This window comes from Intrasporangium sp. (assembly GCF_030452765.1).
In the GTDB taxonomy this organism is placed as follows: domain Bacteria; phylum Actinomycetota; class Actinomycetes; order Actinomycetales; family Dermatophilaceae; genus Intrasporangium_A.
Map to the genome: position 1 here is coordinate 1 of NZ_JAKDLO010000170.1, position 9,340 is coordinate 9,340.

The 9,340-nt window shown below is 72.1% G+C and carries 12 protein-coding genes and 1 pseudogene; 3 read left to right on the forward strand and 10 right to left on the reverse strand.

What is annotated here, in order from left to right; all coding sequences use genetic code 11:
* Positions 1-47 precede the first annotated feature (47 nt).
* On the forward strand, positions 48-686 hold the full coding sequence (locus tag L0H79_RS17640) for a TIGR03085 family metal-binding protein (protein WP_301485956.1): 639 nt from the start codon (positions 48-50) through the stop codon (positions 684-686).
* 9 nt (positions 687-695) lie between these two features.
* On the opposite strand, the gene hisF is transcribed toward L0H79_RS17640, so the two are convergent.
* A complete protein-coding gene (gene hisF, locus L0H79_RS17645) occupies positions 696-1,469 on the reverse strand; it encodes an imidazole glycerol phosphate synthase subunit HisF (protein ID WP_301485957.1) in 774 nt (257 codons plus the stop codon).
* 34 nt (positions 1,470-1,503) lie between these two features.
* Here hisF and L0H79_RS17650 point away from each other — a divergent pair, with 34 nt between their 5' ends.
* Together L0H79_RS17650 and L0H79_RS17655 are read left to right on the forward strand one after the other, a co-directional pair.
* Positions 1,504-2,079: a hypothetical protein gene (locus tag L0H79_RS17650; RefSeq protein ID WP_301485958.1), complete on the forward strand. Its 576-nt coding sequence runs from the start codon at positions 1,504-1,506 to the stop codon at positions 2,077-2,079.
* 2 nt (positions 2,080-2,081) lie between these two features.
* On the forward strand, positions 2,082-3,296 hold the full coding sequence (locus L0H79_RS17655) for a CynX/NimT family MFS transporter (protein ID WP_301485959.1): 1,215 nt from the start codon (positions 2,082-2,084) through the stop codon (positions 3,294-3,296).
* A gap of 7 nt (positions 3,297-3,303) precedes the next feature.
* Here the strand turns inward: L0H79_RS17655 and L0H79_RS17660 are convergent, their stop codons facing one another.
* The 9 genes and pseudogenes from L0H79_RS17660 to L0H79_RS17700 form a co-directional block, all read right to left on the reverse strand.
* Positions 3,304-4,785, reverse strand: a complete 1,482-nt coding sequence (locus tag L0H79_RS17660; protein WP_301485960.1) for a hypothetical protein — start codon at positions 4,783-4,785, stop codon at positions 3,304-3,306.
* A complete protein-coding gene (locus L0H79_RS17665; RefSeq protein WP_301485961.1) occupies positions 4,782-5,267 on the reverse strand; it encodes an RNA polymerase sigma factor in 486 nt (161 codons plus the stop codon). Before L0H79_RS17665 ends, L0H79_RS17660 begins: the two co-directional genes overlap by 4 nt.
* Before the next feature lie 94 nt (positions 5,268-5,361).
* Entirely contained in the window at positions 5,362-6,087 is a 726-nt protein-coding gene (locus tag L0H79_RS17670; RefSeq protein WP_301485962.1) for a hypothetical protein, read from the reverse strand.
* A gap of 85 nt (positions 6,088-6,172) precedes the next feature.
* A complete protein-coding gene (locus L0H79_RS17675; RefSeq protein ID WP_301485963.1) occupies positions 6,173-6,763 on the reverse strand; it encodes a flavin reductase family protein in 591 nt (196 codons plus the stop codon).
* Positions 6,760-7,254 (reverse strand): PH domain-containing protein, encoded by a 495-nt coding sequence (locus L0H79_RS17680; protein ID WP_301485964.1) that lies wholly within the window; start codon positions 7,252-7,254, stop codon positions 6,760-6,762. The genes L0H79_RS17675 and L0H79_RS17680 overlap by 4 nt, the downstream gene beginning before the upstream one ends.
* A gap of 4 nt (positions 7,255-7,258) precedes the next feature.
* Entirely contained in the window at positions 7,259-8,104 is an 846-nt protein-coding gene (gene hisG / locus L0H79_RS17685) for an ATP phosphoribosyltransferase (protein ID WP_301485965.1), read from the reverse strand.
* Positions 8,105-8,123: 19 nt separating this feature from the next.
* Positions 8,124-8,387 carry a phosphoribosyl-ATP diphosphatase gene (locus L0H79_RS17690; RefSeq protein ID WP_301485966.1) on the reverse strand — a complete coding sequence of 88 codons (264 nt, stop codon included), beginning with the start codon at positions 8,385-8,387 and terminating at the stop codon, positions 8,124-8,126.
* Positions 8,388-8,460: 73 nt separating this feature from the next.
* On the reverse strand, positions 8,461-8,988 hold the full coding sequence (gene ribH, locus L0H79_RS17695) for a 6,7-dimethyl-8-ribityllumazine synthase (protein ID WP_301485967.1): 528 nt from the start codon (positions 8,986-8,988) through the stop codon (positions 8,461-8,463).
* A pseudogene (locus tag L0H79_RS17700) lies at positions 8,985-9,340 on the reverse strand (bifunctional 3,4-dihydroxy-2-butanone-4-phosphate synthase/GTP cyclohydrolase II); the annotation flags it as partial. The pseudogene L0H79_RS17700 and the gene ribH, both read right to left, overlap by 4 nt.

Consider the following 9,340-nt stretch of genomic DNA (forward strand, 5'->3'; position numbering starts at 1 on the left):
GGGGCAGCACCGGACCGTCCTCCTGGGCCTTTTGGAAGGATGGGCCCATGACCCGCCACGCCCACTCCGAACGGCTCCTGCTCGCCGACAGCCTCGACCGGCTCGGCCCCGACGCTCCCACACTCTGCACCGGCTGGAAGACCAGGAACCTCGCGACCCACCTCGTGATCCGCGACTCCCGGCCGGACCTCGTCGTCGGCAGGTTCGTGCCCTTCGTCAGCACTCCGGTCAAGAACCAGATCCGCCGGATCGCCCGGAGCGACTACAGCCAGCTCGTGTCTCGGGTCCGCCAGGGCGCACCGGCATGGAACCCGACGTCGTGGCAGGCGGTCGATGAGCGGGCCAACCTGCTCGAGTTCTTCGTCCATCACGAAGACGTCCTGAGGGCCGAGGATGGCTGGGCGCCCCGCCCGCTCGAGACAGAGCTCGAGGAGCACCTCTGGGCCGGTCTACGACGCTTCGCCCGCATCGCGTTCCGGCGCTCACCGACGGGGATCGTTCTCGTCGCCGAGGGCTTCGGACGCCATGCGGCGCGCCTGCCCGACGAGCGCGGCACCGTCGTGCTGCGAGGCCGACCGCAGGAGCTCGTCCTCTACGCGTTCGGCCGCACGGGCGTTGCGCGGGTCGACCTGTCCGGGGACGCCGACGACATCGCGGCGCTGCAGGCAGGTCAGCTGGGCGTCTGAGACAGCTGCTCAGCGCACGAGGATTCCGGCCCCACGCAGTGCCGCCTTGACGTCACCGACGGTGAGCTCACCGAAGTGGAACACGCTCGCCGCGAGCACGGCATCGGCACCGGCGTGCACCGCGGGTGCGAAATGCTCGACCCGCCCGGCACCGCCGGAGGCAATGAGCGGAACCGCCACGGCGGCCCGGACCAGCCGGATCAGCTCGAGGTCGAAGCCGTCCTTCGTCCCGTCGGCATCCATGGAGTTGAGCAGGATCTCCCCCGCCCCGAGCTCGGCAGCCCGGGCGCACCACTCGATCGCGTCGAGGTCCACGGGAGTGCGGCCACCGTGCGTCGTCATGACGAAGTCACCGGTCGGGCTCCCGTCGTCACGCCGACGCCGACGAACATCCGCCGACAGGACGAGCACCTGGGCCCCGAAGCGGTCCGAGATCTCTGCGATGAGCTCCGGCCGGGCGATCGCCGCCGTGTTGACGCCCACCTTGTCCGCACCCGCGCGCAGCAGCCGGTCGACGTCGCCGACCGACCGCACCCCGCCGCCGACAGTGAGCGGGATGAAGACCCGCTCGGCCGTGCGCCGGACCACATCGTAGGTCGTCTCGCGGTCCCCGCTGCTCGCGGTCACGTCGAGGAAGGTCAGCTCGTCGGCGCCCTGCTCCCCGTAGCGTTCGGCGAGCTCGACGGGGTCACCGGCATCGCGCAGGTTCATGAAGTTGACGCCCTTGACCACGCGACCGGCATCGACGTCGAGGCAGGGAATCACCCTCGTGGCCACGGTCATGGCGTCAGGGTAGGCGCCCGGTAGGGTCGCGAGCATGTGGGACCGGATCACGAAACCGGCCGACCCCGTGCACGTGGCGGCGGTCGTCGACCTGGCCCGCCGCGCCGGACCCCGTTGCGGCGCGGTCATCGTCGTTGCCGTCGACGGGCACAGCGGCTCGGGCAAGACCACCCTCGCCGCGGCCGTGGCAGATGCTCTCGTCGCCCAGGTCGTCCACCTCGACCTCGTCTACCCGGGGTGGGACGGGCTGGCCCGGGCCGTGGACATCCTCGCCACCCGCATACTGCGCCCACTCTCACAAGGGCGCTCGGCGGCATACCGTCGATGGGACTGGGAGCACGGCGAGTGGGCCGAGGAGCATCCCGTCCTCCCAGCGCCCTTCCTCGTCGTGGACGGCTGCGGCTCCAGCGTCCTGCCGGCCGGGGCGTATGCCGCCGTGCGCGTCTTCCTCGACGCCTCCCCCGCGCTGCGGCGGGCTCGCGGGCTGGCCCGCGACGGCGACACGTACGCGCCGCATTGGGAACACTGGGCGGCGCAGGAGGACGAACTGTTCGAGCGCGACGGGACCAGACGGCGCGCCGACCTGCTCATCGACACGACTACGGTCTGAAGGTGGCCCCCCTGACCCAGCCGAACAGGCATGCGGGCCGGCCACGCCCGCTGCCGTCCTTCTGGACCATGGTGTGGGCGCTCCTTGCCGTGGCCGTCAACCTCCGCGTGACGATCACCAGCGTCCCCCCTCTGATCGACACGATCTCGGCGGACCTCGGCCTCAGCCATGCGATGGCCGGCGTCCTGACCGCGCTGCCCGTCCTGTGCATGGGGCTCTTCGCACCCCTCGCGGGACGGCTGGCCGACCAGGCCGGTGCCGCGGTCGTCGTGCTCTGCTCGGCGGTGGCGATCCTGCTCGGCACCATCGCCCGCGGACTCGGCGACAACGTGGCGCTCCTCTATCTGGGGACCTTCGTCGCGGGCGTCGGCATTGCGATCGCCAGCACGCTCCTCCCCCACCTGGTCAAGATCTTCTTCCGTCCGAAACGGGTGGGCCTGGTCACCGGTCTCTACATGGCAGGGATGCTCGGCGGGGCGACCCTTGCCTCGGCGGTGGCGGTCCCGCTGGCCGAGCGCCTCGGCTCCTGGCAGGCATCCCTCGGCGCCTGGGCCGTCCTAGCACTGATCGGGGTCGTCGTCTGGGCGCCGTTCACCGTGAGGGTCCACCCACGTCACGTCCGCGCCGAGGCGCCACACGGTGGTCTGCCGTGGCGCAGCGTGACGGCGTGGACGGTCGCGATCTACCTCGCACTCCAGTCGTGGTGCTTCTACTCGAGTGTCGCCTGGCTGGCGCCGACCTACGTCGAGCACGGGTGGTCGACGACCGATGCGGGCTACCTGCTCGCAGCCTTCACCGCGGCGCAGATCGTCTCCGGTCTGCTCGGCCCGGCGATGAGCGACCGCGTGCGCGACATGCGGGTGCTGCTGCTCGTCTCGGCGGCGCTCGGGATCATCGGCAGCTTCGGGATCTACCTGTCGCCACTCGCCGCACCATGGGCCTGGGCCTTCGTCCTCGGGCTCGGGCAGGGGTCCGCGTTCTCTCTCGGCCTGGTCCTGCTCGTGCGTTACGCGAAGAGCCCCTCCGCAACCGCCCGCCTCAGTGGGATGGGCTTCCTCGTCTGCTACACGCTCGCTGCTGTCGGCCCGCTGGCCATGGGCGCGGTCCGCGACCGGGTCGGGACCCTGACCCTGACGTGGCCCATCCTCGGCGCCATCGCGATCATCCAGGGCTTCGTGGCGCTCCGGCTGCGCCCGGGGTTGTCGCAGGTGTCCTGAGCTCGCGTCACCGTCCGGCGACACCGACCTCGCGCCAGGTCTGCCCCCGGTCGGTGCTCTTCCAGTAGCCGCCGAGCGGGTCCGCGGAGAGCGCGTAGTAGACCGAACCACCCGGCGCGCCGACCCAGGCCCAGCCACGCGGCGGCAGGGCGGGTCGGCCACGAGGGGGCGCCCAGGTGGCTCCGCCGTCGGCGCTGAGCTGCATCGAGCCGTGCAGGTCCGGGCTCCCGCCCGAGACGGCGAGCAAGCTCGACGCGTCGGCGGCAGCGAAGGACGCGGACCCGGCGTTCACGAGCCTGAGCCGGTCGGTGCTCACGAGGGTCCACGTCGCTCCCCCGTCGGAGCTCGACTCGACGGCAAAGCCGACGTGGCCGGCCGCACCGCTGGACGGACACACGGCGAGCAGGCTCGATCCTGCGGCCGGGGCGACGATCCGGACACCCTGGCCGCTCCCGCAGCCCTGTGGCCCCGCCGCGTGCAGACCGTCACGTCGCACGGAGACGGGACCCGGCAGGGTGGCGCCCGCGCGTGGTTGCACCCGCGGTGACACGTAGGCCAGACTAGCGTGCCAAGAGACCGAGGCACCGGTGACGCCGGCTCCACCGTCGATGGTGCCCACGACATCTGTGGCGGACGCTGCGGTCACCGGTGCCCGGACCACACTGATGGCACCGTGGCACGTACCGCCGGAGCAGGCCTGCGAAGCGGTGAGGACGACGTCGGTCCCGTCCGTCTCGAGCGAGATGACGTCCCCACCCGGGTGCGCATAGTCGCGCCAGGTGCGGCCACCGTCGGTCGTGCGCAGGATGGCGCCGCCGAAGACCCACCCGACGGAGGGGTTGGCGAAGCGGACGTCGCTGAGCCGGCCGCTCCCGCCGGGCCGACCGGGGGCACCGCCGCTCGGGGTCGTCGGCGCGGCGAAGGTGTGCACGAGGTGCCAGGTGCCGCCGTTGTCGTCGGAGGCGGCCAGTGCGGGGCAGGTCCCACCGGGGCAGGCGAGCACGCCCAGGGCGAACAGGTGCCGGTTGTCGGCTGTCGTCACGGAGCTCATCCGGAAGGACGCCGGCACCGGCAGGAGCGCCGGCACCTGGTTCGTCGTCGCCCGCGGGGCGCCCGTCGGGTGCGAGTCGCTTGTGGTGGGCGACGTGCCAGGCGAGGTGGACGGCTGGGCGGATGTGGTCGGGGTCGGTGGTGTCGCGACGGCCGACGTGGTCGGGGGGGACGACGGTCCGGGGCCTGGCCCGGTGCGAAGCACCCCCCACCCAAGGGCGGCGGCAACGAGCAGGACGGCCGCGGCGAGGACCAGGTAGCGAGTCCAGGGGGTGCTGCTGCTCCGTGCTTCGGAGACGATCCGCCGCCACCGCACCTCGTCGCTCGGCAGGATCGGAGCGGCGTCCCGCTCCCGTGCGAAGAAGTCCTCGACCGAACGGTGGTCCGGCTCCTCGAGGTGGTCCGGCTGGTCCGGGGGGCTGTGGAAATCGTCGCTCATCGCACGCCCTCCAGCTGTGCCGCCATCCGTCGGCGGGCATCGAACAAGTCACGCTTGACGGCCCCCTCGGACTTGCCCAACCGGGCTGCCACGGCCGTGAGGGGCAGGTCTGCGTAGTAGCGCAGGATGACGGGCAGGCGCAGCCGGTCCGGCAGCGCGAGGACGACCTCGCGGACGGTGAGCCGGGTGGCAGGGTCCGGGTCCGACCCGGGCGCCACGACGACGCGCCCGTAGGCGGAGCTCTCGCGGCCCCGCTTGCGCCAGTGGTCGCGCACCAGGTTGGCGGTCACCGTGTAGAGCCAGGCGTGCGGGTCCTGCACCGACGAGTGGTCGCGCAGCAGCCGCACGAACGCCTCGGTGGCGAGGTCGTGGCCGAGCTCACGGTCGCCGACCAGCCGCGCAGCCCAACCGGCGAGCGCACCGTAGTGCGCGTCGTAGATGTCGCGGACCACGCGCTCCGCGTCGCGGTCGGCACCTCGCATCCGGCCTCCCTCTGGCTGGGGGGTCACGTCGGCGATCGGCCCACGGTCCATTGTGGCGCCGTGGGTCGTTCGTCGCCCGGCGACCACCCGCACGTCAGCGCGTGAAGCGGGCGTCGCGGACGGCGTGCAGCTGCCCGTCCTGCTCCGCAGCGTTGCCCACTGCAAGGGTGAGGTAGCCGTCCCTCTCGTCGTTGTGGTACGTCACGTAGGTCGTGCCCGCCGCACCGCTCGCGCCGACCCTGCGCCAGTGCCCACCGCCCGGGTCGGCGTGGTCGAACAGGGTGTCTGCCACCGCACGGGTCGCGTATGTCGCCGTGGCCCGGTGGTCACCGCGCCCCCAAGCCCTCACGAGGCGGTCCGCGTAGGTGACCGGACCGATCGGGTGCGCCTGCGAGAAGCGCACCTCGTACGCGGCATGGCTGCGTCCCTCACTGAGCAGGACGTCACTGACGCCGATCGTGACGGTCCCCCCGCGGGCGTCGTCGTGGTAGGTGACATGGATCGTGCCGGCGGCCCCCTGCCACCAGGTGCGGCGCCAGCTCACACCACCGGGATCGGAGTAGGCGAAGAGGGAGCGGGCCACAGACGCGCTCGCCAACAATCCGACCTCGGGGTGGTCCCCCCGCCCCCAGGCTCGCACGAGGATGTCGGCGTAGGTGACCGGGTTCCTCGTCGGCACGGTGGCGGTGGTCGTCGCGCGCGTGGCGGCGCCGGCGAGCGTCGCGGGCTGGGCGGCATACGCGGCACCGGTAAGCGTGGCCCCGCACAGCAGTGCGGCGGCGGCGCCCGCGACCGCGAGGGATGGTGTTCTGGTCTTCACGGCGTCCTCCCGAGGATCGGGGCGGTGACTCCGCCCGTCACCCGTTGAGACGCCGACCAGGGGCAACAGGTTGGGGCTGGGCGGATCACCCCCAGAAGTCGTCCCAGCCACCGGTCACCTCGACCTGTGCCGCGGACCGCACCCGCTCGGTGACCGCGAACCTGCCTCGGTAGAACAGCAGCGGCCTGCCCGCCTGGACGAGCTCGAGGTCCTGGACCCTCCCGACGACCACGTCGTGGTCACCACTGGCGTGGACCGCCTCGACGGCGCAGTGCACGCGGGCGAGGACGCCGGGCAGGGCAGGCGCGCCGTACGGCGACAGGTGCCAGTCGATGCCCTCGAAGCGTGCTCCGGTAGGTGACCCGAACCGGTCGACGATGTCCTGCTGGGCGTGGCGCAGGATGTTGACGCAGAAGGTGCCCGTGTCACGCATCCGCGGCCACGACCGGCCCCGATGGTCGGCGCAGAACAGGACGAGCGGCGGTTCGAGCGAGACGGAGCTGAAGGACTGACAGGCGAACCCGACCGGCTCGTGCTCGGCGTCGAGGCCGGTCACGACCGTCACCCCGGTGGCGAAGTGGCCGAGCACACGCCGCAGCCGGTCTGGCGTGGGCGGGACCTGCCGGGTGGCCTGGCGGCCGGCCACCGGGTTGTCGTCCTGGTGTCTGTCGGTCATCGAGGCTTCCCGTCGACGTCGGGGTCGGCGGGCTCGCCGAGCTCCTGGATGAGCGCTGCGAGCCGGGTGGCCTCCTGCTCCGCGTAGGCGCCGTCGGCCTTCTGGATCGCCATGACGGCCAGTGTGTCCAGGTCGTCGAGGTCGAGGCTGACCCAGGGCAGACCCCCGCCGAACTGGACGGAGACGATCTGGGCCCACTCGAGGCGCCGGGTGTTGACGAGGTTGCGCACGACGAGGCCCTCGCGGCTGGGCACCGCGCGAAGCGACGCGTACCGCCACGCGAGCAGCGCGATGACCACCCCGATGGCGAAGAACATGAGCCGGTCGACCAAACCCCAGACGGCTTGCCCGGAAACGGTCGGCAGGAGCGCGGCAAGGACGCCGAACAGGACGAGCGAGCCCCACAGGACCCCGAGCGCGACGATGCGCCCCCGGCGAGGCCGGAACGGCGCAAAGGCGGCGGAGGGATCTGGAGCCGCGGGCTCGCTCATGGTGTCAGAGCCGGCAGGCTGCGATGTCGGTGACGAGGATGGCCCGCGCCCCGAGGTCGTAGAGCTGGTCCATGACCCGGTTGCGACCGGATCGCGGCACCATGGCCCGCACCGCGACCCACTCCTCGTCCTGCAGCGGCGAGACCGTCGGCGACTCGAGCCCCGGAGTCAGCCCGGTCGCCTGCTCGACCAGGTCCTTGGGGCAGTCGTAGTCGAGCATGACGTAGGTGCGCGCCGTGCGTACTCCCGTCAGCCGCCGTTCCAGGACGTCGACGGCGACCTCTCGGCCGGGCCGGTTGCCCTTGATCAGCACGGCCTCCGAGTGCAGGATCGGGTCGCCGAAGACCTCGAGCCCCTGGTTGCGCAGGGTCGTGCCGGTCTCGACCACGTCGGCGATGACGTCGGCGACGCCGAGGGTGATGGCGGTCTCGACGGCACCGTCGAGGCGTACCACGTCGGCGCTGATCCCGCGGTCGGCGAGGTCCTTGGACACCAGCCCGGGGAAGGACGTCGCGACCCGCTTGCCCTCGATGTCGCCGACGGCCGCGGCGAGACCCGGCTTGGCGGCATAGCGGAAGGTCGAGATGCCGAAACCCAGGATCATCAGCTCGATCGCGTCGACCCCCGCGTCGAGCAGCAGGTCACGGCCGGTGATGCCGGCATCGACGGTGCCGGAGCCGACGTAGAGCGCGATGTCGCGGGGACGCAGGTAGAAGAACTCGACCTCGTTCTCGGGATCGGTGACGATGAGCTCCTTGGGCTCGCGCCGGGTCCGGTAGCCCGCCTCGCGCAGCATCTCGATCGTCGACTCGGACAGGGAACCCTTGTTGGGCACGGCAATTCGCAGCATCTGGTTCAGTCCTCGGAGGTCAGAGATACGTGTAGACGTCGTCCAAGGTGACGCCCTTGGCGATCATGAGGACCTGGACGTGGTAGAGCAGCTGGCTGATCTCCTCGGCCGTCTCGGTCCGCGACTGGTACTCCGCGGCCATCCAGACCTCGGCCGCCTCCTCGACGATCTTCTTGCCGATCTCGTGGACACCCGCGTCGAGGGCGCGCACGGTGGCGGAGCCCTCCGGACGAGCGGCTGCCCTGTCGGCCAGCTGCGCGTACAGCTGCTCAAAGCTCTTCACAGGGTCACAGCCTAACGAGGAGTATGCCGCTCACGACCGGCCGCTCACCGCGTGACCGACTCGCCGGGCGGGGTCACCGCACGACCGACCCGACGGGCGGGGTCACCGCGGGCCGGGCCGAGTCACCGCGTGCGGGGCGCAGCACGTCGCGGAGCACGGCGACCGTCGCGACCGCCGCCGTCGCGGCCTCGTGGCCCTTGTCCTCGACCGAGCCCGGCAGACCCGCCCGTTCGAGGGCCTGCTTCTCGTCGTCGCACGTCAGCACCCCGAAGCCGATCGGGGTGCGGGTGCGGGTCGCCACCTCGGTGATCCCGGCCGTCGCGGCCTGGCAGACGTACTCGAAGTGCGGGGTGCCCCCGCGGATGACGACGCCGAGCGCGACGAGCGCGTCGTAGCGCTCCGCGAGCACGGCGCACGCGACGGGCAGCTCGAAGGCGCCGGGCACGCGGACGACGTCGACGTCGGTCACGCCGGCCTCGACCAGGCCCCGGCGGGCGCCGTCCAGCAGGCCCGTCATGACCTGCTCGTGCCAGCTGGCGGCGACGACCGCGACGTGCAGCCCGCGTCCGTCGGTCGAGATCTCGGGCACGCCGGCCTTCATGCGGTCTCCTCGTCCGAACGATCGAGGACCAGGTCGTGCCCCATCCGGTCGCGCTTCGTCTCGAGGTAGTGCTCGTTCTCGGCGCTGACGCCGGTCTGGAGCCGCTCGACGGCGACGACGTCGACACCGTGCGCCCGCAGCGCGGCCACCTTGCGTGGGTTGTTGGTCAGCAGCACCACCTGGCTCACCCCGAGGTCGTGCAGGATCGCGATGGGTGCGACGTACTCGCGGGCGTCGACGGGCAACCCGAGGGCGGTCTGCGCGTCGACGGTGTCGGCGCCCCGGTCCTGCTCGGCGTAGGCGCGCAGCTTGGCGACCAGCCCCACCCCCCGACCCTCGTGGCCGCCGACGT